Genomic DNA, 24300 nt, shown 5'->3' with positions numbered 1-24300 from the left:
GTGAGAGTCTCTCAAAAATCTCAACTTGAATAGTGTACTTTGAACTATCGAGTCGACGAGCGAAATGAGTTCAAGGCAGCCCGCGCACAGCAAGCGCAGCGTACTTAATGTACGTGAGCATTGCGAGCACGGACTAACGCCGAAATCATGAAGCACAGTCACTCGTTGTCAGAAGACACCTTCGGGTTGTGAGGTTAAGCGACTAAGCGTACACGGTGGATGCCTAGGCAATCAGAGGCGATGAAGGACGTGCTAATCTGCGATAAGCGTCGGTAAGGTGATATGAACCGTTATACCCGACGATTTCCGAATGGGGAAACCCAGTGCAATTCGTTGCACTATCGTTTGATGAATACATAGTCAAACGAAGCGAACCGGGGGAACTGAAACATCTCAGTACCCCGAGGAAAAAATCAACCGAGATTCCCCTAGTAGCGGCGAGCGAACGGGGAGCAGCCCAGAGTCTTAATCAGCATTAGTATCAGGAGAACGGTCTGGAAAGTCCGGCAGTAAAGGGTGATAGCCCCGTATCTGAAGATGCTAGTGTTGTGAACTCGACGAGTAGGGCGGGACACGTGTTATCCTGTCTGAATATGGGGGGACCATCCTCCAAGGCTAAATACTCCTGATTGACCGATAGTGAACCAGTACCGTGAGGGAAAGGCGAAAAGAACCCCGGCGAGGGGAGTGAAATAGAACCTGAAACCGTGTACGTACAAGCAGTGGGAGCCTTGATTTATCAGGGTGACTGCGTACCTTTTGTATAATGGGTCAGCGACTTATATTCTGTAGCAAGGTTAACCGTATAGGGGAGCCGTAGGGAAACCGAGTCTTAACTGGGCGAATGAGTTGCAGGGTATAGACCCGAAACCCGGTGATCTAGCCATGGGCAGGTTGAAGGTTGGGTAACACTAACTGGAGGACCGAACCGACTAATGTTGAAAAATTAGCGGATGACTTGTGGCTGGGGGTGAAAGGCCAATCAAACCGGGAGATAGCTGGTTCTCCCCGAAAGCTATTTAGGTAGCGCCTCGTGAACTCATCTTCGGGGGTAGAGCACTGTTTCGACTAGGGGGTCATCCCGACTTACCAACTCGATGCAAACTACGAATACCGAAGAATGTTATCACGGGAGACACACGGCGGGTGCTAACGTTCGTCGTGAAGAGGGAAACAACCCAGACCGCCAGCTAAGGTCCCAAAGTCATAGTTAAGTGGGAAACGAAGTGGGAAGGCTCAGACAGCCAGGATGTTGGCTTAGAAGCAGCCATCATTTAAAGAAAGCGTAATAGCTCACTGGTCGAGTCGGCCTGCGCGGAAGATGTAACGGGGCTAAACTATGCACCGAAGCTGCGGCAGCGATATGCAAATATTGTTGGGTAGGGGAGCGTTCTGTAAGCCTGTGAAGGTGTACTGTGAGGTATGCTGGAGGTATCAGAAGTGCGAATGCTGACATAAGTAACGATAATGCGGGTGAAAAACCCGCACGCCGGAAGACCAAGGGTTCCTGTCCAACGTTAATCGGGGCAGGGTGAGTCGACCCCTAAGGCGAGGCAGAAATGCGTAGTCGATGGGAAACGGGTTAATATTCCCGTACTGGTGATAATTGCGATGGGGGGACGGAGAAGGCTAGGCTGGCCGGGCGACGGTTGTCCCGGTTTAAGGATGTAGGCAGGTGAATTAGGCAAATCCGGTTCACTATATGCTGAGGTCTGATGACGAGTCACTACGGTGGCGAAGTAGCTCATGCCCCGCTTCCAGGAAAAGCCTCTAAGCTCTAGATTATCATTAATCGTACCCCAAACCGACACAGGTGGTCAGGTAGAGAATACTCAGGCGCTTGAGAGAACTCGGGTGAAGGAACTAGGCAAAATGGTGCCGTAACTTCGGGAGAAGGCACGCTGGCGCTAGGGTGAAGTGGTTTACCCATGGAGCTGAAGCCAGTCGCAGATACCAGGCCGCTGCGACTGTTTATTAAAAACACAGCACTCTGCAAACACGAAAGTGGACGTATAGGGTGTGACGCCTGCCCGGTGCCGGAAGGTTAATTGATGGGGTTAGCGCAAGCGAAGCTCTTGATCGAAGCCCCGGTAAACGGCGGCCGTAACTATAACGGTCCTAAGGTAGCGAAATTCCTTGTCGGGTAAGTTCCGACCTGCACGAATGGCGTAACGATGGCGGCGCTGTCTCCACCCGAGACTCAGTGAAATTGAAATCGCTGTGAAGATGCAGTGTATCCGCGGCTAGACGGAAAGACCCCGTGAACCTTTACTATAGCTTGACACTGAACATTGAGCCTTGATGTGTAGGATAGGTGGGAGGCTTTGAAGTGTGGACGCCAGTCTGCATGGAGCCAACCTTGAAATACCACCCTTTAATGTTTGATGTTCTAACGTTGCCCCGTTATCCGGGGTGCGGACAGTGTCTGGTGGGTAGTTTGACTGGGGCGGTCTCCTCCCAAAGAGTAACGGAGGAGCACGAAGGTTGGCTAAGCATGGTCGGACATCATGCGGTTAGTGCAAAGGCATAAGCCAGCTTGACTGCGAGAGTGACGGCTCGAGCAGGTACGAAAGTAGGTCTTAGTGATCCGGTGGTTCTGAATGGAAGGGCCATCGCTCAACGGATAAAAGGTACTCCGGGGATAACAGGCTGATACCGCCCAAGAGTTCATATCGACGGCGGTGTTTGGCACCTCGATGTCGGCTCATCACATCCTGGGGCTGAAGTAGGTCCCAAGGGTACGGCTGTTCGCCGTTTAAAGTGGTACGCGAGCTGGGTTTAGAACGTCGTGAGACAGTTCGGTCCCTATCTGCCGTGGGCGTTGGAAGATTGAAAGGGGCTGCTCCTAGTACGAGAGGACCGGAGTGGACGCACCACTGGTGTTCGGGTTGTCATGCCAATGGCATTGCCCGGTAGCTAAGTGCGGAAGAGATAACCGCTGAAAGCATCTAAGCGGGAAACTTGCCTTGAGATGAGTCTTCCCTGACCCTTTAAGGGTCCTAAAGGAACGTTTAAGACTAAGACGTTGATAGGTTGGGTGTGTAAGCATAGCGATATGTTGAGCTAACCAATACTAATGAACCGTGAGGCTTAACCTGACAACACCGAAGGTGTTTTAGAGATTGAGAGATGAGGTTGATTCAATAAGCGTGAGAAGCCGAGAGGCGAGGGACATGGCAGCTTGTTCAAGATTGCAGTTCTGGTTTAGTGACGAAATGTGCTAAACGGGAACAAACCGAATTTGTCTGGCGGCAATAGCGCGGTGGTCCCACCTGACCCCATGCCGAACTCAGCAGTGAAACGCCGTAGCGCCGATGGTAGTGTGGGGTCTCCCCATGTGAGAGTAGGGAACTGCCAGACATTAATTAAAAATTTATTGCTTATAAGAAGCAGTAAATTGCCGAAAGGCGAAAAGAATAAGTGGAGCGGTAGTTCAGTTGGTTAGAATACCTGCCTGTCACGCAGGGGGTCGCGGGTTCGAGTCCCGTCCGTTCCGCCACTTAATCAAGCCCCGTGATGAAAATCACGGGGCTTTTTTACATATATAAACCGAAGAATGCTAATAATATTAAATAGTTAAATTAGGTGATATCAATTTCAAAATAGCGCTTTAAGGCTTTTTTGCCCGTTGATGTAAAACTTACTTCCCTATAGCCTTTTATTCTGTTTATCCATCCGTTTTGCTCAAATATTTTTAATAATTCAGCGCCAGCGACTCCACTCAGATGCATACTTCGTTCGCTCCAGTCTAAACATTCACACACCATTTTTTTTGTTGTCTTTATTGGTAATTTGATGCCTAGCTGTTTAAAACCGTCAATGCCAAATGTAGAAAGTTTGTTCTCTTCGATTAATATCCAGCCTCTTTTTTGCATAGATTGATAGATTTTTACTGCGATTTCTCCTGCTAGGTGGTTATAACAGGTGCGCGCTTTGCGTAAGGTAATAGGTGTGGTGGTGGGGGGTTGACTCTTCATTTTCATTGAAACCCCCATTAAAGTTTCAATTAGAGCTGCGATATCTGTACCAGCGAGGCGATAGTAGCGGTGTCGCCCTTGAGACAGATAGGTAATTAATTGACTATTTAACAATTTTGCCAGATGGGCACTGGCCGTTGAAGGTGTGACCCCTGCAACGGTACTTAACTCTGTTGCAGTCCAAGCCTTGCCATCCATTAGCGCACAAAGAATACTGACCCTTGAGGGGTCAGCAATTGCAGAGGCAACATTTGAAATTGAGCGTTCTAAGTGTTCATTTTCCTCGGTTAGGAGGTCTGGCTGGGTTGATCTCACGGGGAACACTCCATTTTTTCGTGATTTTAATAGCGAGCTCATTGTTATCGGTTAATAGTATCAACCTATTGTTGTGATCACTATATTGCACAAGGATATTAATATGATAATGAGCGAGGTGTGCAGCTATTTTGCCAAGCTCTCCTGGGCAATCTTGATTGAGTTGACAAATTACAGGTTGTGAAATGCTTTCAAGCTGTAAACCTACGGAGAATAGAGCTTGATGAATATTTTCTGTGTGCTCAATTAAAAAATGTGCATGGCTTTTGCCCTCGACAGAAAAAACACCGCCACCTTCGAGACTGATGCCATGTTGGCCTAATGTAGCGCCAAGTATCGCTAATTTGCCCGGTTGATTATCAAGGATCACATAAATATCATACATAAAGGTTAGTCTCTTTTATTTAATGAATAATCTCTGATAACTTGTGCTACCCGAATATGGTATTGTGAAAAAATGATGCTTTTCCCTTCAAATTGAGCATGTTGGTGTTGCATATTGTTTTTCCATTCAATTATGGCTTCTTCATTTTCCCACCACGATAGAGACAAAATCTTCCCAGTGGTTGTTAGGCTTTGAAAACGCTCAATAGAAATAAATCCTTTAATATTTAGCAACTCTGACTTGAGTTCAGCGGCTAGCTGAAAGTAACGGCTTTGTTGTTCAGGAATTGGATTTGCTTCAAATAGTACTGCGATCATAAAACCCCCTTCAGTTAGAAAGCCTTAATATAGTCAATTTTTTTAGGGATGCTTCGATAGAGAACGAAATGTATAAGATAGTGAAGAGGGGGCATCCGGTAAGGAATGATTTAGTGAAAGGGGACGATAAAGATGAAACCAAAGATTATTTAAATGATTGATATAAGCTATATCCTGCTACAGCTCCAGCAACGTCATAAGTAAAATCATGCCAGCTCCAACCTGTTCCTTCTGGCCGACTATCATATAATTCTTTTGCAGCACCTAGTGAGACTGAAAATAAAATACCGAATTGTGCTGCGTCTCTATGTCGCATATTTTGCCTATCAGCATATGCATTTCCTGCTGCAGCCATTGCTGCGGAAAATGCGAAGTGTTGGGCTTTATCTTTGCCTTTCCAGTTATCATTAGACCAATGATAACCACTACATCCAGTGATTAACATTATGAATATACTAATAATGAATGGCTTAAACATAGTAGGTATCATCACCGAGTCAACGGCCATAAAAAGCGCCACTAAAGTGACGCTGACTTGGACTGGGGTTATAAAATCCGGCTAATTAGCCTATCCACACGTATTCGACGTAATCTGCGGATAAGTTTTTTTACTTTTACTGGGTAGGTTTGAATGCTATCAAGTTCCCGAAAATGGCTTACCACTTTTGTGTGCGTGCGGATGCACTCTAATTCGTGGCTACGTTGATCTTGTAATTCTTGTTTTGGATCGTGGATAAGCACTGCATTTTCAAGATCTAGCCCCCATGCCCGAGGATTCAAGTTATTACCTGTTATTAACTGCCACTGATTATCTACCCACATCCCTTTTAGATGATAGGTATTTTCACCATCTTTCCACAGCCTAACGGTCAGTTGTTGATTATCGATAAAACGTTGCAGACGGCTTACAAAGCGGCGCAGGTTTATCTCATAGAGATAAGGTAGTGCACCTATAATTTTAAATGGTTCTTCAGGTGGGATATAGAAATCATTAGCTGTCTTATCACCAATAATAATTTCGACTTGCTTACCCTCTCTTAGCAACCGACTAATAATTCTAACTAAAACTGCTGGTAGATTAAAATAGGGCGTACAAATTGTGAGCTTTTTATTGGTAGAGCCCATTAAATGAGTGATCACACGGTTTAAATCATTCTTTTTACCAAGACCGACAAATGGAGTTACGGATAGCTCATCGTTTGAGGCATTCCCGATAAATTGATAAGAAGAACCCCTTAACCCCAAACGAAATTGTTTGATTAAGTGTTTAAATTCAGCTGTTTTAGGGCGAGTTGTTGTATTTAGTAAATGAACAGCCTCGGCTTGTAATAACGAGTCATCAATAAATTTTTTCATTGATGCGGTAAGTTGGCTATTTTTGATCAAATGATACCGATCATAACGGTACTTATCATGACGTTGTAAGTAAACATCATTAATACTTGCACCGCTGTACAGTAAAGTATCATCAAACAAGAAACCTTTTAGGTGCAACACACCTAAGGCTTCCCTAGTATTAACAGGAATGCCATAGACTGGAATATCGATATTAGGATAATGCTGAGCAACGTCATAGTACCAATCGGCGTTAGTTGCATTTGCTGCAACGCCTATTCTGCCACGTTGAGCACGGTGCCAGTCTACGAGAATTTTGATATCCAATGATGTATTAGCTTGTTTTGCAGCATATAACGCATGAAGTACGTCTTTGCCTGCATCATCTTTCTCTAAATACAAAGCGGTTATGTAGATAGTATTTTGAGCCTGAGAAATTTGTTTCAGCAGTTCATCACGAAAATCTTCTGTCTTATATAGCGTTTTTACATCAGCAATTTCTTGAGACAGTTTAGGTAAACTAACCAAATATTGTTGATGTTTTGCTTGTTTTAATTTTGACAACATCACAGTGTGAATTTTCTCTTATTAGTCCAATAGCAAATCGCTTTACGCACATTTTCAAGCGAATGATCTATGGATGATAGCATATTTAGCCAAACCATTTAGTACAAATTAACAGCCTGTTTAATTACCATACAAGTTATGTAGTTATACCCAGTTTTTTTACAGATAGAGTGTTAGGTTTACGACCCCATCCTCAAACTGAACATCAATTTCAAAGCCTAATTTTTTTGCCAAGCTGATCATATTTCTATTTTCAGGCATGGTTATTGCCGTCAATTTTTTTATACCGTGGTTACGGGTGTAATTAAGCAGCTTTTGCATTAGCTGGTAACCAAGAGTTTGCCCTTTCATATCTGAGCGCACTAATACAGCAAATTCAGCTTCTTGGTTATCTGGATCGGCCATTGCACGGGTAACGCCAATAATCTCAGGATTAGAACCTTGGTTTTTGACGGCCACGAAAGCCATTTCTCTGTCGTAATCAATTTGAGTCATGTTTGCGAGATCATCATGGGTGAATTCGCTGATCTCGCTAAAATAACGATAGTAAAGATCTTCTTTGGTGACTTGTTCGATAAAGGACTTCAGTAATGGTTCGTCTTCAGGAAGAATAGGCCGTAGCAGGCAGGTTAGGTCTTCTTTTAAGGCGATAGTTTCTTCGAGTTCGCTCGGATAAGGGCGAATAGCAAGCCTCGATGTTGTTGCACTATCTGTTGGACTTAATGTCATAGAGACATCAAGCAAGGTAAATTCGTCACCTGAAGCTAACAATGGATGAATGTCTAAACGTGTAATATTCGGGCAATCAATAATTAGATTTGAAACACGGACCAATAAGCTAGATAGCCCTAGTATATTTAAAGGTTCTAGGGCACTTCTGGATTTGATTTTATATCCTTTAATTGCATTGATTACCAGATAACGGGCCAAAGCCATATTAAGTGGCGGCAAGGCGACGGCTGCTTGGCTTTCTTGTTGCCATTCAATACCGCCTTCTCCTAACATAATTAAGGGACCAAATACGGGGTCTAATTCAACAGCAATTCTTAGCTCTTGGGCCCCAGCTCGGTTTGCCATACTTTGTACCAGTAACCCTTCAATGCGTGCATTAGGGAAATTAGTGGAAACACGCTCAATAATTGCTTTTGCGGCATCCTCGACTTCTTTCGCATTACGTAAATAAAGCATAACCCCCTGTACTTCAGATTTATGGACAATATCTGGAGAACGTAGTTTTAATGCAACGGGATAACCAATTTTTTCTGCAATTTCAATGGCCTCATCACTTGAATGGGCAATCCATGTTGGAAGGCTGTTTAAGCCATATGCCTTTAAGATAGGCTGGACTTCATGGGTATCTAAATGAAGGTTGTTGTTAGTTAATGCTTGTTGGATGTATTCATGAGCTTGCTGAGTGTTTGCCGTAATACCCACAGGGAGCGCTGGAGTTTCTTTGAGTTGTTTTTGATTACGGCGGTATTCCACCATATGCATATAGGCGGTAATAGCCCCTTCAGGAGTACGATAAGTTGGAATACCAGCTTCACTGAAAAGTCGGCGTGATTCTTGAGATGAATATTCGCCGCACCAATTGGTTAGGATGGTTAGCCATTTCCCCCTAGGGTGCTGCTTTATGGCCTTAATAATTTTTTCTGCCATTATTTTGCTTTCAGTGATCGCACTCGGTGTGTGGATCAATAACAAAGCATCGTGGTCGTGGCTATCAAGCATTTTATTTAGCACATTGATGTAGCGTTCAACCGTTGAGTCATCCCCTAAGTCGATAGGATTTTGCGTTGATAAATCAAGAGGCAATAAAGAGCTTAATTCATTTTCGGTTTCAATACTTAGCTTAGCCAGCTTACCATTGCGTAACAGTAGTTCATCTAATGCCATCGCTGCGGGTGCTGAACCATTGCTCATGATAGACAGGCGTTCCCCCCGTAATGGCGTCATATAACTTAATGTTTCTACGGCGGAAAACATTTCATGAGTGTCTTGTACGCGTAAAAGCCCGGCCCGTTGGATAGCCGCATCATAGGCGGCGTCTAAGCTAGGTTTATCACCGAGTAGTTCTTGTGCTTTACGCGTACGACCACTTTTTATGACTAAAATTGGCTTATTACGTGATGCACTACGAGATGAAGACAAAAAGCGCCTTGCATCACTGATGTTCTCAAGATAAAGCAAAATAGCACTTGTTTTACTGTCCCGAGCTAAGTAATCCAATAAGTCATCGATATCGATATCGATGCTATCACCAAGGGCAATAAAGTAGGAAAAACCGATTTCTCTGTGCCTTGCCCAGTCAAGAACAGTGTTTGAGACCGCGGCAGATTGAGAGATAAAGGCGAGTTTTCCTTTTAAAATTGGAATAGGTGAAAAACTGGCATTTAGCCCTTGCCATGGGGCAAGGAAGCCTAAGCTATTTGGGCCAAGTAACCGCATTTGGTACTGTTGAGCAACTTTTTTAAGTTCATTAAATTGAATAGAAGGGGATGATAAAACAATCACAACCTTACAACCAACAGCACCTAATTGATGCAAACAATCGATATTCCGTGAGTAATGAGTGCAAATTACAGCAAGATCAGGTTTAAGAGGGAGTTCATCAACTGATGGATAAGCAAATACACCAAGTACTGAATGACGGTTTGGGTTAACAGGAAGGATTGGCCCTTTGAAGCCACTGGTTAGGAGATTTTTCATCATCACCGAACCTGCACGGTTCGGATTTTCAGATGCCCCAATAACAACAATAGACTTTGGTCTGAATAAAGATTCTAGCTGACTCACTAAACCCATGATTGGTAACCTTCCGTTTTGCTGGAACGAACTAAAAGCTCAATAGATAAAATAGGCTGAGTAATACTTATGAATACTATGCCCTAACTTTGACTTTGCGCTAGTTTATCCTGCCAATTTAATTAATTTATACAAGCACGTTCACGTTTTATGATGATGATGGTCCGAAAGTTAAAATTTCTTGGTACTACGTGCGTAAAATAAATTAAAAAATTACCCAAAAATAGTTAGAGCGAGGTTTCATTTAGCATCATTTGTGCCATTGGATGGTGAGGTTTACCTTCAAGATATTTGTGGCGAAATAGGTTGAAGTGGCTGAACAATTGTTGAGATGCGTTGGTATCCCCAGCTAATTCTAAAACTGTTGCAGCAACTTCCGCTGTACAGTGTTGTTCTTCCCTTGATGGCGTCCGTAATAAATAATCAGTTCTTGCTTTGGTATTGATTGAAAGCATTGGAAGATTATTGAGATAAGGGCTTTTTCGAAACATTTTACGGGCTTCAGGCCAAGTGCCATCCAATAAAATAAACAACGGGGGTTTTTCAGAGATATTTGGTTGATTTACCACGGTGCGTTCACTTTCAGCGTAGCTCTCTGGAAAAATAAGATATGGTTGTTTTGTGGTGTCTTGTAATATAGCTAATAACTGCGCGTCCGGTTCAGTCCTTGACCATTGGAATGCGAGGGTATTAGGCAAAATATCTGCAATCAATTTCCCAGTATTACTTGGTTTAAATACTTCGCCATCAAACATAATTAAGCAAAATTGGCTTTTTGCTTGTGATGATACCGTATCTTTGCATAAGCATTGTGGAACAGGTAACAAGCAATATTCACAGCGTTTTACTCGACAACCTCTGGCTTTAAAAGGCTTAGTTGATAATGCAAGGCGCTGCTGGCGAAGGTGATAAACTGCATTCGGGGTCATGGTTAATTAAGGTTTTTAGGGGATTTAAAATGAGGGGCTTATTGTACGCAAAACGATTTCTATACGATAGAAGTATATTCAATAAGTTTTCGGTGAGATAATAGCGTGAATCGGTGGCGTAGCCTTGCAACATCATGTAATCTTCGCGCCATAGCTTAGTAGGGGATAGTGATGAACGACTCGAATGAATTTAGTGGTAAAAACGGCAAAGTAAAAGTGATGTATGTCCGTAGTGAAGAAGCGGACAACAATAAAAATAATGATAAACGCCGTGGCGGTCGTGACGGAGGGCGTGACGATAGACGTGGTAATGATAAACGCAGTAATGACCGACGTGATGGAAGAAATGACCGTGGTGGGCGCCCTAATCGTCCGGAGCGTCGTTCTGATAGCCGCGATGATGTATCTCGTGAGCGTTCACCATGGCGCACTGTTTCTAAACCAGATAGCGAAGAACTGGTTAACGACCATGGTGGAATTGCGGGTAAAAGCCAAATAGACCCGGAGCAATTACGTAAGCAACGTCAGGAAGAAACGCGTATCTATGGTGAAAACGCATGCCAAGCTATGTTTAAGAACCGGCCTGATGCGATTGTTCGTGCGTGGTTCTTACAATCTGTGACGCCACGTTTTCGTGATGCATTAAAATGGATGGCGGCAAACCGTAAAGCTTACCATGTTGTTGATGATGAAGAGTTATCAAAGGCATCGGGCACTGAACACCATGGTGGTGTCTGTTTTATCATCAAAAAGCGTGGTGGAATGAGCGCAGATGCTTATATACAGCAAGCGGCAGAGAAAGATTGTGTATTAGCACTAGAAGATGTAGGTAACCCACATAACCTAGGCGGAATGATGCGTAGCTGTGCCCACTTCGGTGTGAAAGGCGTTATTTTGCAAGATGCTGGCATGCTAGAGTCTGGTGCAGCAATTCGTACCGCAGAAGGCGGCGCTGAGCATATTAAAGCGATTGATGCTGACGGTTTAACCTCAACGTTGGATAAATTTCGTCAAGCAGGTTATACCATTGTGACTACCTCTAGCCATAAAGGAAGCCAAGATTTAGCGAAAGCTAAGTTACCCGCTAAAATGGTCTTAGTATTAGGCCAAGAAAGTGATGGCTTAAGTGATAGCACGTGGGATCAAGGGGATATGAGTCTGTATATTGGCGGTACAGGTAAAGTAGAAAGCTTGAACGTGTCTGTTGCAACTGGAATTATGTTGGCGCAATGGTGGCAGCAAAACCAAGTTAAGTAATAGCGCACTGAGTAAAAATTAAATCCAGGCTAGCTAAATGTAAAGCTAGTTCTGGATTTACATTTAGCTCGTATAAAGTGAGAGCTAACTTAACGATTTATTGATTCAATAAATTCTAAATATTGGGTCATTTGTTTATCCGTAATATTCCCTTCAGGTGATAATTCAGTTAGTCCTTTTTCGTCATATGTTTCGGTACCATAAAACCCAAAAAAGCCGCCCCATTTAGCATTAATGTATAAGACGGTAACTTCGAACGGCCGCAATATCTCAGCGAGTGTATACTGATATTTTCCTTCAGCATGGTAGTCCTCATCCCTAATTCCAGCGGTAACGGCTAAAGCGATCGTTTTTTCTTTCAGTCTGTCGTGACTTTGTGAACCATATGCCCACCCATAAGTAAATACATCGTCTAGCCATTTTTTAAGTAATGGCGGAGAGTTAAACCAATAAATAGGAAATTGTAAGATCACATTGTCATGGGCTTCAATTAGCGCTTGCTCTCTAGCAACATCAATATTCCAATCTGGATAAGCTTCATAAATATTATGGATCGTAAAGTTATTGGTTTGTTTGGCGGCTTGTTCTAATAGATGACGATTAATAACAGAGTCTTGCATATTAGGATGAGCGACGACGATTAAAGTTTTCACTAAATTATTCCTTTGTTTGAAAGTATTGGCAGTATAAAATCCAATTTCAAAAAAGAAAATACGCACACTGACGACACATACTTACCTAAAGGATAGTGATAATATGAAAAATAGAAAGGAAATATTATGTGCTTTGAGTGGTATTAACCCGCAAGAAACTGGCTTCGGGTATACGCTTTCCGTGATCAATGGCAAATATAAAATGATCATTTTGTATTGGTTAGCCCAACATAAAGAAGTGATCCGTTTTAATGAGTTACAACGTTGTATCGGAACGATTACTTACAAGACATTAAGTTCGACGCTTAAAGAGTTAGAAAAAGATGGTTTAGTATTTAGAGAGGAATACCCTCAAATCCCCCCTAAAGTAGAATATAGTTTAACTCCCCGAGGAAAAACGTTAATTCCAGTTCTCAATATGATGTGTGAGTGGGGGGAACAAATACGTGACGAAATAGCAAATTAAAAGTCATGCGGGCTTAACTTCTATTATGGGGGGTATTTTTAGCAATAGCCGATTAATTATTTATGGCTTAATGAGTTTCACTCGTTGAGTTGTTATTGCGCTATAAGCCTATGACTGAGCAAATATGTAATATTTTTTGTATAAAGAATATTATTTATGCAATAAGCAAACTAGCTCAGTTAATTTAGGGGCTAAAAATTCCTCTTCGGAATAATTACATGAATAAGCTTCTAGCAAATGATTTGCGAATTGAATAAGGTCTAAGCGGGTTAATGGTGTTACTTTTGTCACGATTTTATAAGCTGCAGAAATTTCATTTAAACTGATGCAGTATTCATAATAGCCTGTTTCGATGGCTTGAGTAATTTCTTGTGGAATACAAGTAAAATCAAGGTCATCAGCTTCAAGTTTTAGCTGCAGATAAGCCTGAACATCGTCCAATATATCGAAAGGGTAAATTTCTTGGTATTGATTGACATAGCAAATAAGTTTTTTGCGGTATTGCTCTGCTTGGAAGTCATCTAAGGTGTTGATCAGTTCTACTAGCTGGCTATTTTCAACCCATGATTTCATGATAATTTACCTGAGCAATCTGATTAGTGAATTAGTGTATTGGTTAGAAAGGCGATAAGCAAAAAAATAACCCCACATAAAAAGTGGGGCTAGGATGATAAATCGGGGGCTAATGTGCACCACCACCTTTTGAACCTGCACCGAATGGGGGTTTTGCAAACCAAACAATGACCATTAATAAGATAAAAATCCCTGCGGATAACCAAAAGATCTCATTTGCGGAGATAATAAGCCCTTGGTCTGTAATAGTTTTCGCTAAATATGCAGCACTTTGTTGCTCATTCAAACCAATCTTTGCCAGTTCATGATACATATATTGGGCATTAGGGTTGTAAGGGTTGACAAACTCTGTGAGGTTTTCATGGTGCATTGATTCCCTTTGTGTCCACATCGTGGTAGTAATCGATGTCCCTATTGCCCCTGCTAATGTACGGGTAAAGTTGGATAGGCTGGATGCTGAAGCCATTTTCTCAGGCGGTAGGCCTGATAAGGTAATGGTTGTTAGTGGCATAAAGAAACAGGCGATGGCTAGGCCTTGTACAAATTGTGGCCATGCTGCTGCTGCGAAACTCATATCCGGTTCAAAGGTATAAGCTCGCCAATAGTAACAAACAGCATAGATAATAAAGCTGAATGTAACCAGATAGCGCATGTCAATTCGGTTACCAAAACGACCAATTATTGGGGTAATTAACAAGGGTAATAAACCAACGGGTGCAGAAGCCAAGCCTGCCCATGTTGCGGTATAGCCGTAAACCTCCTGCAATAATTGGGGCAGTAATACAATGGTCCCAAAATATAGCATGTAAGCGAGGCTTAGGGATAAGCAGCCAATAGTAAAATTCCGTTCTTTAAATAGTGAAAGGTCAATTACGGGGTGTTCATCCGTGAGCTCCCATACGATCAGGAAAGCAAGAGCAACAACGGCAATTATGGTCAAAACAATAATTTCGGTAGAGTTAAACCAATCGAGTTCTTTGCCTTGGTCAAGCATGATTTGTAATGCGCCAATCCCTACTACAAGCAATACTAAACCAATAGTATCAATGCGTTGTATCGATATTTTTGTTTCACGACCTTTTAGTGTTTTCATGATGGCAAAAATAATCGCGATACTAAATGGTACGTTGATAAAAAATATCCAGCCCCAATGATAGTTGTCACTAATGTACCCACCAAGAATTGGCCCGCAAATAGGCGCAATGACAATGGTCATTGACCAAAGAGCTAATGCCATATTTCGCTTAGCTGGTGGGTAGTTATTAAGAAGCAGGCTCTGAGATAATGGGATCAGTGGTCCCGCAACTAAGCCTTGCAATACACGGAATAAAATTAGCATTTCTAAACTACTAGAAATGCCACATAGCCATGAAGTTAAAGCAAATAGCCCTGTCGACCACAAAAATAACCTTACTTCGCCTATCCGGCGAGCTAGCCAGCCAGTGATTGGAATTGAAATTGCATTAGCGACACCAAAGGAGGTAATTACCCAAGTTCCCTGTGAGTTAGAAGCACCTAAGTTACCCGCAATAGTTGGGATCGCTACGTTAGCAATCGTAGAGTCAAGTACTTGCATAAAGGTTGCCAATGAAAGGGCAATAGTCATCCAAGCAAGTTTTGATCCTGTTAACGGTGCTGGCGTCACGGTTGCTCCCTCACTTATTTATTCCCTGAGTTATTATTAATTATCTCAGTAACTATTTTATCGGCAGGTGACATATCAACGGCTAATGCTGCAGTGTGGTATGCAGGTGTATCGCGCATGCCTTTAGAAAGCACTTTGCCATCTTTATTTAAAGTATCGACGGTCACTTCAGTTGATAACCCTATGCGCAGGGGATGCTCTTCAACTTGATTAGCATCTAAGGCGATACGAACGGGGAGACGTTGTACGACTTTGATCCAATTACCGCTCGCATTTTGTGCGGGGAGTAATGAAAAGGCACTCCCTGTCCCCATATCTAAACCGACGACGGTTCCATTGAAAACAATATCTTTACCGTAGAAATCAGTGGTGACCTTTGCAGTTTGGCCAATACGCATATCCGCAAGTTGAGTTTCTTTAAAATTAGCGTCAATCCACATGCCACTAGAAGGGACGATAGCCATTAATGGTGTTGAAGGCGTAATCTGTGAACCTACTTGTACACTGCGGCGGGAAACATAACCATCGACGGGGCTGACGATTTTAGTTCGTTGTAAGGTTAACCAAGCGTTTCTCACTTGTGTTGCGGCTTGTTCTACAGCGGGTTGTTTTGCTATTGGGGTGTTAAGAACAATGGCTTGATTGGCATTGTACTGTTCAATTGCCATATCTAATGCGGCTTTTGCACTGACGACAGCCTCTCTGGCATGTTGTAGTTCTTCTTTGCCGATAACATTGCTACTACCTAGAACTTCTCTGCGTTTTAAATCATTTTGTAATCGGTTAAGTTCTGAACGCTTAACGGCAATGTTCGCTTGCAATTGGCGGCTGTTAATTATGTGTTGGCGTGTTTGGCGCACACTATTGGCAAGTTCTGTTTTTGCTTTTTCAAGTGCTATTTCTGCATCCCTAGGGTCGAGCGTGACTAGCGTGGTCCCACTTTTGACGAAGTCAGTGTTATCAACATTGACCGTCATGACACTTCCAGAAACTTGAGATTGAATTTGTACTTGGTTACCTGCGACATATGCATTGTCTGTAGACTCATAATGACGAAGTACGAGATACCAGTAAACAGCCCAGCCAACGCCAATAGCAATAAAAATAATGGTTAAAAACACGAGCGCATTTCTACGTTGTCTTTTTTTATTTGGTTGGGGAGTCTGCGTTTGTTGCATTTCCTCAGGGGAACTCATACTCATATTCTCCATGTTCGATGGATAGGGATCACAATTGTTTCCAGTAGTTAGGGATTAACCACTGGAAACTAAGACTACAAATGATTTTGCTGCTCGATGGAATATCGCAAAGCATAAGAATGAAAGGATAACGAAATATTGTTAGCTGAAAAGTTTTTTTTCACCTTTGAGCGTAAGAATGCCTCAAATACATTAACCCTATAAAGATCATGGTTAATCTTTTATCGTATCCAGTTTGGTGAGTAATTTACGCATCAGCATATCCAGCTGTTGTTTTTCATTAGCATCCAAAACAGACCAAATATCAATAAGGGCGCCATGCTGAGGTGGCAATAAACCATTTAAGAATTCAGTTCCTTTCTCAGTCAAATGCAAGTGTAGGCAACGTCTGTCGTTATGGCTTTCTTTACGTTCAATCCAACCATTTTTTTCAAGCTCATCGGCTATGCGTGTGGCGTTGGTTCGTGAGGAACCGAGTGCTGCACTAAGTTCAGAGGGCTGGATACTACGGGAGTCTTTTGTATCAAGGATCATTAATGCCATGAATAAAGTTTCATTAATACCTTGAGCTCTTAACATGTTATTACGTGATTCAAGTAGCTTGCCATGAACATGCATACATAGGCGTGTTAAGAGAATTTCTTGATACGGAATCGGTGCTTCATGTGAATCTTGCTGTGCAACACGAGCGTTTAGTAGTTCTTCAGTCGGTGTAAATGAACTTTCCATTATTTGGATACCTTATTAGTTTCAGTTGGTAAGATTACAACTGTCATCAACCACCTAAATGGTATATTAAAAGATAGAATTAGCAATTATACTTACTTAATACCGTCGATTTTATTTTGATTATGATACATCATTCATAAATTTTATGAATGTAATTTACAGGTTTCAGTATAGCGTAACCAATCATTTTTGCTTTTTTAGACATGATTGGTTATGAAGCAACCAAAAATAAATCGATTTAGGCACTAAATATAATCATATAAAACAATATATAATCACATCACATTAACTCAATACCACTTTTTTTATTACTCAATAATTACAAGTTAGATGGAACATTTTAATTATTACGTATAAATACCGAGTTTTGTTTAATTTATATATTATTCTATGTGTTAATAATTGCCACAACTAACTATTAGTATACCTTTTAATTAAGATATAGTATTTGTTTAACAGTGTCATTTGCTAACTTTCGCCTTAGTGATTATAACAAATAAAACTATTTAATGAATATATGAATATTTATTAATTCAATATTCAAAATATTTATTTGATAAACTTATAGGGTATCACTTTGATATGTTAGGTTTGTTTATGTGTTAAAGCACTGCAGCTAGCATTTTGTCTGAAATGTTAGCTGCGTTTTTATCTGCAGAAACGTTATTGATCCTGCGCGGTGATGGTAGGGTCAAAACGAATACCAATTGCCCAAATAATTAAACTGATTGCAGTTAAGATAACACCGGAAATGGCTACGCCTTCCCATCCTGCATGTTCATAAGCATAACCCGAAAGTAGTGAGCCTAGCGCTCCACCAATAAAATAACTGGTCATATAACCGGCAGTAAGCCGATTACGAGCCTCTGGTAAAATACGGTATAACGTACTTTGACTTGTTACGTGAACAGCTTGTACTGCAAGGTCGAGAACTAAGACGCCAATAATAAATGCAACGAGAGAGTGTTTAGCTAACCCTATAGGTATCCACGATAACAACAACAAAACGAGCCCAATTGTGGTCAGGAGTTTGCCTTTCCCTTTATCAACAAGATGTCCTGCCTGAGATGCCATGAATGCTCCAGCAGCCCCAACCAGACCAAATAAGCCAATAGTGCCTTCAGAGTAATTAAACGGTGGGCTTGCCAATAAAAAAGCCATCGCTGTCCATAGTAAACCAAAATTAGCAAATGAAAGTGCTCCGAGCGAGGCTCTTACGGCAAGCACGGGAGTACCAAAAAATAAGCGACCGATAGAGCCAAGTAACTGAAAATAGTTCAGATTGGTTTTTTGGTGATAGCGAGGCAATTTGATGGCTAGCACAATCATCAATAGGATCAATAAAGCGAAAGCTACCCAATAGATAGCTCTCCAGCCACCCACCATGGCGACAGCCCCTGAAACTGTCCTTGCAAGTAAAATTCCAAGCAGTAACCCACTCATAATGATACCAACCGCTTTACCGCGTTGATGTGGTTTGGCGATAGATGCTGCTAGTGGAATAAATACTTGAGCGACCACTGAAAATAAACCAGTGAGAGCTGTACCTAATAATATTTGCCATACATGATTTGATAAAGCTGTAATTAGGAGACCTAACGCGGAAAGAAAGGTCATAACCAAAATTAAGCGTTTACGTTCAAATAAATCCCCTAAAGGGACTAAAAATAGTAAACCAGCAGCGTACCCCAACTGGGCAGCGGTCACAATAAACCCAGCCATATTGGTGGTAAGGTTAAATTGCTCGGCAATAGTCTCTAACAGAGGTTGAGCATAGTAATTACTAGCGACAACTAAACCTGTCGAAATTGCCATTAAAATGGTTAGGCCAGTAGTGAGTTCAGCCGTTTGTGGTTGTTTCATTTTTTATTACCAATCATCAATTAGGCAAATACTATAAACAAAATTCAAAAGCTTGGTTTATTTCTTTTCGCTATTTATAAAAAAAACCATCTTCAAGAAGAAGATGGTTTTTAGTTTTTGCTCAGTAGTTTAACTTATTTGGCTGCTTGTTTTGCTTCTTCAACCCAGCCATCGAAAGTGGATTGGTGTGCTTTAATCCATCCATTCACATGGCGTTCAATATCAGCTTGAGAAGCTTCTCCATTATGCATCCTTAAGTTTTGCGCATTCACATCGGCAATAGGTAATTTCATAATGGAAAACAATTTCGCCGCAGCAGGGTTATCGGCAGCCCATTTTTTATTCGCTACAATGTGCATTGTGTTTGGTGGGAAACCATAGTTTTTGCCATTAGGAAGCGTAGTATCTGTTTTTTCACCATTCGGCATTGCCGAGAAAGGCACTTCTAACCAAACTACATCACGGCCTGGTTTTAACACATCACTGATCCAGTAAGGGGTCCAGGTATAGTAGAAAATAGGTTTCCCTTCTTTGTAGCGCGTGATGGTATCGGCCATCATAGCCGCGTAGTTTCCTTGATTGTGATCGATAGATTTTTCAAGGTCGTAAGCTTTTAAATGTGTATTGATCGCAGCTTCACAGCCCCAACCGGGGTTACAGCCAGTTAAGTCCGCTTTACCGTTACCGTTAGAGTCAAATAATTTTGCGATTTTTGGGTCTTTTAATTGCTCAATGTTGGTAATGTTATATTTATCAGCGGTTTTTTTATCAATTAAATAGCCTTGTGCTGCATTGACAACATAGTCCCCTTGGCGATAAAAGGCTTTATCACCACCGGCAGCTTCATATTGTGCATCATGTAAAGGTACCCAACTTACGGCTAGGAAAGTTGCGTCTCCATTGGCAATAGAGGAATAGGCAACGTTGTAATCCACTTCTTTGATAGGGTTAATATCATAGCCGAGCTTTTCAAGGGCTTTTGAGACAATTAAGGTTTGGAATGTTTCCTCACTGATGGTGCTTTGTACAGGGTTTATTTTAATTCCTTTACCCGGTAATGACTCCGCATACGCGAGTGAAGAGCTAAGAATAGCAGTCAGGGCAGTTGCAAGAATAATTGGCTTTCTCATTATGTTTATCCTTCTATTTTGGTTCGTCGCTTGGCTTTGCAAGCGAAGAGCCAAATAATGGCTCTATCGTGGATGGAGGATGTGTTGAACGTGTTTATTTTTTACTGAATGGGCGAGTGATTAACCCAATAGGGCCTTTTTGATACCAGCGTGATAGTGCTTTGCCACGTGTATCTTGGCCTAACGATTGTGTAAAGCGGTCTAATACGATAGCAAGGATGACAATCCCAACCCCACCAACAGAGGCTAATCCCATATCTAAGCGTCCTATCCCGCGTAGTACCATTTGTCCTAAGCCCCCGACAGCAATCATAGAGGCGATCACCACCATGGATAGTGCTAACATCAATGTTTGGTTTACCCCTGCCATAATTGTCGGCATAGCTAAAGGTAACTGGACTTTGAATAGCATTTGGCTAGGGCTGGCTCCGAATGACTCTGCGGCTTCAATTAAGTCTGCTGGGACTTGTTTAATACCTAAAATGGTTAAACGAATGATCGGGGGTAATGCAAAAATAATGGTGACCACCACGCCAGGTACATTACCAATACCAAATAACATCACAATGGGGACTAGGTAGACAAACGCGGGTGTTGTTTGCATGGCATCGAGTAGTGGACGGACTACTTTTGCTGCTCTATCACTACGTGCAAGCCATATTCCGAGGGGTAACCCGATAACAATACAAAATAACAGAGACGTTAATACTAATGATAATGTGACCATGGCTTCTGACCATGCTCCGATTGCCCCGATAACAATCATTGAAACGAATGTTGCAATACCCATTGCTCTTCCTGCGAATTGCCATGCTAATAAAGCAAATAAAATAATGGCAACGGGGGAGGGCAGGGAGGTTAAAAATTGCTCGAACCCACTGAGAATAAAATCAATTGGTGCACGAATAGCTTGGAATACTGGGCGAAAATTTTGTACTACCCAATCAATACCGTGAGTTACCCACGAATCTAATGGTAACAATGTGTGCTGAAATGGGTCCATAAAGTTAAATTGATCAATTGATACGCCATCTGTTGGCGCTGCATCTAACCAGTCGTTGCTGCCAGATTCCGCTGGTGCATCTGTTGTTGGGGCATTACCCCATGGGTCATCTGAAGATGTTTGGCTATTATCGGAGCTCGCAGCCCATGGATCATCAGCAGCAGTTTCTGGGGTTTGTGTTGGGGCTTCTTGCACTGAAGCATCCGCCCATGGATCTTGCTGGTTAGTTGTTTGTTCTTGATTATGTTTACTCATTTGGCGTCTCCTTATCCAGTGCTTGCAACAGCATTCCTTTCGAAATTACCCCCAAATAACGATTTTTTTCGTTAATGACTGGTACCGCACAAGGAGCTTGCGCTACAGTTGAGATAACTTCATTCAAAGATGTATCGCCTTGAATAGGCTCGATATCGGTTAAAATTGCAGATTCAATACCGGCTTTTTCACGGAGCGCTTTTTCGAGGGATTCAACAGAAACGACACCGACAAAGGTATGACCTCGAGAGATCAAATAACCATGATAGCGGTCCTCGTCATTTAGAACTTTAAGGGCAGAACGCGGACCAAAACCCGGTGCGATATGTAAAAGAGCATCAGGTCGCCGACGAGCAATATCTTTGGCGCTAAAGACTTGGCTAATATCAACGCCACGGAAGAATGTTTTGACGTAATCATTCGCAGGGTTATTCAGAATTTCATCTGGAGTGCCTATTTGAACAACGACTCCCCCTTGCATGATGGCAATGCGATCACCAATTCTCATGGCTTCATCAAGGTCATGGGAAATAAAAACAACGGTGCGCTGTTTATCCCCTTGTAAAGAGAGCAACTCATCTTGCATTTCAGTTCGGATCAAGGGATCTAGCGCAGAAAAAGCCTCATCCATTAATAGGATATCAGGGTCATTGGCTAGTGCTCTTGCCAACCCTATACGTTGACGCATACCTCCTGACAGTTCATCAGGGTATGAGTTAGCCCATTTCTCTAGGTTGACTTGTTGAAGGGCATCCATTGCTTTTTTATGCCGTTCTTCTTTCGAAATACCAGAAAGTTCCATACCAAAAGCAGTGTTATCAATCACGTTCATATGCGGCATAAGTGCAAATGATTGAAACACCATACTGATTTTAGTTCGTCGAACTTCACGCAGTGCTTTGTCAGTAATTCCGGAGATGTCTTCTCCATCAATCATGACTTGGCCACTTGTCGGTTCTATCAGGCGATTGAGGAGGCGTACCAACGTGGATTTCCCTGAGCCAGAAAGCCCCATCACGACAAAGATCTCGCCTTCTTCAATCGTCAGATTAACATCTTGAACACCTACGGTTAGGCCTGTTTTTTCAAAGATATCATCTTTACTCATTCCTGATTTCAGTAGCTTGAAGGCCGGATCAGGATTTTCCCCAAAAATTTTATATAAATTTTTAACTTCTAATTTTGTTGCCATATATTATTTACCCAACTTTCAATCAATAAGGAAGAATGATTGCCCATATTGAATGTGATTAATTCTGTCGTGATAGCTTAAACAATATTTTAAAATTGCGACTATCGGTTGAAAATTATTAGGGCAGAAATTCCTATTTTAGTTTAATGGGTTCGATCATTATGGTTTAAATTTAATTATTCCTGTTTTAGTTATTAGCAAAACTTGCAAGCAATAAACCCTAGCATAATAAAATCGACTGACAACCCTCGGTTAAGCATAATTAATCAAAAAAATCACATGCAGAAAAGACGAATTATTCTTGCTGATTAAAGAAATAATTAGCCTAATTCGTTAGTGCGTTAATTTAAGATCCTATAGGTTAACTAACTGGTGAGACTGAATTTATTAGATAGCGCATTTAATACAATCTATTGGAGTAATAAGTTTTTAATTTATTATTAATACGGATAAAAATTAACATTTAGAGTAGAAAAATAAATGTAATATACACTAGTTTATATTAATTTATCTTATCAAAAATAATTGAAATATGGATTATTTTCAAATAATTTGCCAGATTGACTCATTAAAAATGAGTAATTAAACAGATATACATATAAAAAACGAAATAAATCGTCTGTTTTTTGAGCTAAAAAATATCATGATAAATAAAATCATTATTATTCATCATGATATAGTTTTTTAGGGGATTTGCTTTGATAGATAAACTAAATTTACTGGTTTATTAGAAGTTCCAATCATCATCCTCGGTACTTACTGCCTTTCCAATAATATAAGATGAGCCAGAGCCCGAAAAGAAATCATGGTTTTCATTCGCATCTGGGGATAATGCGGATAATATTGCAGCACTAACATCTGTCACTGTATCTGGGAATAATGCTTCATAACCTAAATTCATTAATGCTTTATTCGCATTATAATGAAGGAATTTTTTTACATCTTCTGACCAACCCACCGAGTCATACAGTTCTTGCGTATACTTAACTTCATTTTCATATAAATCAAGTAATAATGAAAAAGTGAAATCTTTAATTTCTTTTTGTACTTCATTATCATATTGTTGTAATGAGTTTTGAAATTTATAGCCAATATAATATCCATGTACAGCTTCATCCCTAATAATTAATCGAATGAGGTCTGCGGTATTAGTTAATTTACCTCGACTTGACCAATACATAGGTAAATAAAACCCTGAATAAAAAAGGAATGATTCTAAAAATACACTCGCAATTTTTTTCTTCAGTGGATGTGAATTGCAATAATAAGAAAGGATGATTTTGGCTTTATTCTGTAACGCTGTATTTTCTTCACTCCAACGGTATGCGTCATCGACATCAGTGGTCGAGCACAATGTTGAAAATATTGAGCTATAAGACCGAGCGTGTACCGCTTCCATGAAGCTAATATTAGATAATACGGCTTCTTCATGAGGGGTTTGAGCATCAGGCATTAAACAAGGAGCACCAACCGTATTTTGGATGGTATCGAGTAACGTTAAGCCAGTGAATACTCGAATAGTGAGCTGTTTTTCTGCCGCAGTAAGCGTGTTCCAAGATGGTGTGTCATTGGAGAGCGGGATTTTTTCAGGTAACCAAAAGTTGGTGGTTAACCGGTTCCAAACTTCTAAATCTTTATCGTCTTGAAGTCGGTTCCAGTTGATAGCTTTAACAGGTGTATAAGATGTGCTGGTGGTCATTTGATT

The 24300-nt window shown here is 41.4% G+C and carries 19 protein-coding genes, 1 tRNA gene and 2 rRNA genes; 5 read left to right on the top strand and 17 right to left on the bottom strand.

Features of this window, described 5'->3' with window-relative positions; translation table 11 throughout:
• Window positions 1-192: 192 nt before the first annotated feature.
• From ABE954_RS16675 to ABE954_RS16665, 3 genes are all read left to right on the top strand, one after another.
• Window positions 193-3098, top strand: a 23S ribosomal RNA gene (locus tag ABE954_RS16675).
• 146 nt (window positions 3099-3244) lie between these two features.
• Window positions 3245-3360 (top strand): 5S ribosomal RNA (rrf, locus tag ABE954_RS16670).
• Window positions 3361-3422: 62 nt separating this feature from the next.
• Window positions 3423-3499 (top strand) — tRNA-Asp (locus tag ABE954_RS16665).
• 82 nt (window positions 3500-3581) lie between these two features.
• Here ABE954_RS16665 and ABE954_RS16660 read toward each other — a convergent pair.
• From ABE954_RS16660 to ABE954_RS16630, 7 genes are all read right to left on the bottom strand, one after another.
• Window positions 3582-4292, bottom strand: coding sequence for an ArsR/SmtB family transcription factor (locus ABE954_RS16660; RefSeq protein WP_371025592.1), 711 nt, complete (start codon window positions 4290-4292; stop codon window positions 3582-3584).
• A complete protein-coding gene (locus ABE954_RS16655; RefSeq protein ID WP_042848415.1) occupies window positions 4252-4677 on the bottom strand; it encodes an amino acid-binding protein in 426 nt (141 codons plus the stop codon). Before ABE954_RS16655 ends, ABE954_RS16660 begins: the two co-directional genes overlap by 41 nt.
• A 5-nt stretch (window positions 4678-4682) precedes the next feature.
• Entirely contained in the window at window positions 4683-4994 is a 312-nt protein-coding gene (locus tag ABE954_RS16650; RefSeq protein WP_371025591.1) for an antibiotic biosynthesis monooxygenase, read from the bottom strand.
• Window positions 4995-5139: 145 nt separating this feature from the next.
• A complete protein-coding gene (locus ABE954_RS16645) occupies window positions 5140-5439 on the bottom strand; it encodes a YfiM family lipoprotein (protein WP_371025590.1) in 300 nt (99 codons plus the stop codon).
• Between the two features lie 101 nt (window positions 5440-5540).
• Window positions 5541-6896 (bottom strand): CDP-diacylglycerol--serine O-phosphatidyltransferase, encoded by a 1356-nt coding sequence (gene pssA / locus ABE954_RS16640; RefSeq protein WP_339871125.1) that lies wholly within the window; start codon window positions 6894-6896, stop codon window positions 5541-5543.
• Window positions 6897-7055: 159 nt separating this feature from the next.
• Entirely contained in the window at window positions 7056-9701 is a 2646-nt protein-coding gene (locus ABE954_RS16635) for a bifunctional acetate--CoA ligase family protein/GNAT family N-acetyltransferase (RefSeq protein ID WP_048606336.1), read from the bottom strand.
• 227 nt (window positions 9702-9928) lie between these two features.
• Window positions 9929-10630, bottom strand: coding sequence for a tRNA-uridine aminocarboxypropyltransferase (locus tag ABE954_RS16630; protein ID WP_042848409.1), 702 nt, complete (start codon window positions 10628-10630; stop codon window positions 9929-9931).
• A 171-nt stretch (window positions 10631-10801) separates the two neighbouring features.
• Between ABE954_RS16630 and ABE954_RS16625 the strand changes: the two genes are divergently transcribed.
• On the top strand, window positions 10802-11887 hold the full coding sequence (locus tag ABE954_RS16625) for a tRNA/rRNA methyltransferase (protein ID WP_131680476.1): 1086 nt from the start codon (window positions 10802-10804) through the stop codon (window positions 11885-11887).
• A gap of 89 nt (window positions 11888-11976) precedes the next feature.
• Here ABE954_RS16625 and ABE954_RS16620 read toward each other — a convergent pair whose 3' ends face one another.
• Window positions 11977-12540, bottom strand: coding sequence for an NAD(P)H-dependent oxidoreductase (locus ABE954_RS16620; protein WP_129466800.1), 564 nt, complete (start codon window positions 12538-12540; stop codon window positions 11977-11979).
• Between the two features lie 103 nt (window positions 12541-12643).
• On the opposite strand from ABE954_RS16620, the gene ABE954_RS16615 reads away from it, so the two are divergent.
• Complete coding sequence (locus ABE954_RS16615) at window positions 12644-13006, top strand: winged helix-turn-helix transcriptional regulator (protein ID WP_371025589.1); 363 nt, start codon at window positions 12644-12646, stop codon at window positions 13004-13006.
• 150 nt (window positions 13007-13156) lie between these two features.
• Here ABE954_RS16615 and ABE954_RS16610 read toward each other — a convergent pair whose 3' ends face one another.
• From ABE954_RS16610 to nrdF, 9 genes are all read right to left on the bottom strand, one after another.
• Window positions 13157-13579 (bottom strand): hypothetical protein, encoded by a 423-nt coding sequence (locus ABE954_RS16610; RefSeq protein ID WP_208292086.1) that lies wholly within the window; start codon window positions 13577-13579, stop codon window positions 13157-13159.
• A gap of 109 nt (window positions 13580-13688) precedes the next feature.
• Window positions 13689-15185: a multidrug efflux MFS transporter permease subunit EmrB gene (gene emrB, locus ABE954_RS16605; protein ID WP_241105375.1), complete on the bottom strand. Its 1497-nt coding sequence runs from the start codon at window positions 15183-15185 to the stop codon at window positions 13689-13691.
• Between the two features lie 53 nt (window positions 15186-15238).
• Window positions 15239-16420: a multidrug efflux MFS transporter periplasmic adaptor subunit EmrA gene (emrA, locus tag ABE954_RS16600; protein ID WP_042848400.1), complete on the bottom strand. Its 1182-nt coding sequence runs from the start codon at window positions 16418-16420 to the stop codon at window positions 15239-15241.
• A gap of 216 nt (window positions 16421-16636) precedes the next feature.
• Complete coding sequence (mprA, locus tag ABE954_RS16595; protein WP_042848398.1) at window positions 16637-17152, bottom strand: transcriptional repressor MprA; 516 nt, start codon at window positions 17150-17152, stop codon at window positions 16637-16639.
• A gap of 663 nt (window positions 17153-17815) precedes the next feature.
• Window positions 17816-19015, bottom strand: coding sequence for an MFS transporter (locus ABE954_RS16590; RefSeq protein ID WP_371025588.1), 1200 nt, complete (start codon window positions 19013-19015; stop codon window positions 17816-17818).
• 134 nt (window positions 19016-19149) lie between these two features.
• A complete protein-coding gene (proX, locus tag ABE954_RS16585; RefSeq protein ID WP_042848394.1) occupies window positions 19150-20145 on the bottom strand; it encodes a glycine betaine/L-proline ABC transporter substrate-binding protein ProX in 996 nt (331 codons plus the stop codon).
• A gap of 94 nt (window positions 20146-20239) precedes the next feature.
• Window positions 20240-21403: a glycine betaine/L-proline ABC transporter permease ProW gene (gene proW, locus ABE954_RS16580; protein WP_042848392.1), complete on the bottom strand. Its 1164-nt coding sequence runs from the start codon at window positions 21401-21403 to the stop codon at window positions 20240-20242.
• Window positions 21396-22595 (bottom strand): glycine betaine/L-proline ABC transporter ATP-binding protein ProV, encoded by a 1200-nt coding sequence (proV, locus tag ABE954_RS16575; RefSeq protein WP_042848391.1) that lies wholly within the window; start codon window positions 22593-22595, stop codon window positions 21396-21398. The genes proW and proV overlap by 8 nt, the downstream gene beginning before the upstream one ends.
• A 727-nt stretch (window positions 22596-23322) precedes the next feature.
• Window positions 23323-24294, bottom strand: coding sequence for a class 1b ribonucleoside-diphosphate reductase subunit beta (gene nrdF, locus ABE954_RS16570; protein WP_042848390.1), 972 nt, complete (start codon window positions 24292-24294; stop codon window positions 23323-23325).
• Window positions 24295-24300 lie beyond the last annotated feature (6 nt).

This window comes from Providencia sp. TYF-12 (assembly GCF_041344805.1).
Classification (GTDB): Bacteria; Pseudomonadota; Gammaproteobacteria; order Enterobacterales; family Enterobacteriaceae; genus Providencia; species Providencia huashanensis.
Note: the sequence above shows the minus strand (reverse complement) of the source record. Positions and strands in the feature narration are given on the sequence as shown.

What these genes read in the sequence shown, in the direction of transcription:
- emrA (WP_042848400.1), bottom strand. Translation starts at nt 16,420, where the DNA reads ATGAGTTCCCCTGAGGAAATGCAACAAACGCAGACTCCCCAACCAAAT.
- ABE954_RS16650 (WP_371025591.1), bottom strand. Translation starts at nt 4,994, where the DNA reads ATGATCGCAGTACTATTTGAAGCAAATCCAATTCCTGAACAACAAAGC.
- ABE954_RS16630 (WP_042848409.1), bottom strand. Translation starts at nt 10,630, where the DNA reads ATGACCCCGAATGCAGTTTATCACCTTCGCCAGCAGCGCCTTGCATTA.
- ABE954_RS16645 (WP_371025590.1), bottom strand. Translation starts at nt 5,439, where the DNA reads ATGTTAATCACTGGATGTAGTGGTTATCATTGGTCTAATGATAACTGG.
- ABE954_RS16615 (WP_371025589.1), top strand. Translation starts at nt 12,644, where the DNA reads ATGAAAAATAGAAAGGAAATATTATGTGCTTTGAGTGGTATTAACCCG.
- proV (WP_042848391.1), bottom strand. Translation starts at nt 22,595, where the DNA reads ATGGCAACAAAATTAGAAGTTAAAAATTTATATAAAATTTTTGGGGAA.
- proX (WP_042848394.1), bottom strand. Translation starts at nt 20,145, where the DNA reads ATGAGAAAGCCAATTATTCTTGCAACTGCCCTGACTGCTATTCTTAGC.
- ABE954_RS16610 (WP_208292086.1), bottom strand. Translation starts at nt 13,579, where the DNA reads ATGAAATCATGGGTTGAAAATAGCCAGCTAGTAGAACTGATCAACACC.
- proW (WP_042848392.1), bottom strand. Translation starts at nt 21,403, where the DNA reads ATGAGTAAACATAATCAAGAACAAACAACTAACCAGCAAGATCCATGG.
- pssA (WP_339871125.1), bottom strand. Translation starts at nt 6,896, where the DNA reads ATGTTGTCAAAATTAAAACAAGCAAAACATCAACAATATTTGGTTAGT.
- ABE954_RS16635 (WP_048606336.1), bottom strand. Translation starts at nt 9,701, where the DNA reads ATGGGTTTAGTGAGTCAGCTAGAATCTTTATTCAGACCAAAGTCTATT.
- ABE954_RS16625 (WP_131680476.1), top strand. Translation starts at nt 10,802, where the DNA reads ATGAACGACTCGAATGAATTTAGTGGTAAAAACGGCAAAGTAAAAGTG.
- ABE954_RS16590 (WP_371025588.1), bottom strand. Translation starts at nt 19,015, where the DNA reads ATGAAACAACCACAAACGGCTGAACTCACTACTGGCCTAACCATTTTA.
- mprA (WP_042848398.1), bottom strand. Translation starts at nt 17,152, where the DNA reads ATGGAAAGTTCATTTACACCGACTGAAGAACTACTAAACGCTCGTGTT.
- emrB (WP_241105375.1), bottom strand. Translation starts at nt 15,185, where the DNA reads ATGACTATTGCCCTTTCATTGGCAACCTTTATGCAAGTACTTGACTCT.
- nrdF (WP_042848390.1), bottom strand. Translation starts at nt 24,294, where the DNA reads ATGACCACCAGCACATCTTATACACCTGTTAAAGCTATCAACTGGAAC.
- ABE954_RS16655 (WP_042848415.1), bottom strand. Translation starts at nt 4,677, where the DNA reads ATGTATGATATTTATGTGATCCTTGATAATCAACCGGGCAAATTAGCG.